Source organism: Micromonospora arborensis (assembly GCF_003205615.1).
GTDB lineage: Bacteria > Actinomycetota > Actinomycetes > Mycobacteriales > Micromonosporaceae > Micromonospora > Micromonospora arborensis.
Genome location: NZ_PYBV01000161.1, coordinates 1 through 250, shown reverse-complemented (window position 1 = coordinate 250; position 250 = coordinate 1). Strand labels below are relative to the sequence as shown.

The following is a 250-nucleotide window of genomic DNA, read 5'->3' as shown; positions in this document are numbered from 1 at the left end:
GACTGGAGTCCGTCCCGACCGAACGAGCAGTGGACGGCGGGAGCACGTGAACGAGAACGGCAGTGGCGGCGCGGCGGCCAGGGTCTGGGCGGCCCTGTCCGACCTGGTGCTGCGTCAGGAGAACCGCCGGGCCGAGGTGGAGCAGGCGCTCGGCCTGAGCTTCCTGCGTGCCCAAGCGCTGCGCCGCCTGCTGCCGGGCCCGCTGCCGATGCGTGAACTGACGGAGCGGCTGAGAGCTCGGCAGAGCGGC

1 protein-coding gene is annotated in these 250 nt (G+C 73.2%); it reads left to right on the top strand.

Annotated features, from left to right (window positions below; all coding sequences use genetic code 11):
* Window positions 1-46: 46 nt before the first annotated feature.
* On the top strand, window positions 47-250 hold a 204-nt coding region (locus C7C45_RS33260; protein ID WP_425271197.1), incomplete at its 3' end, for a hypothetical protein.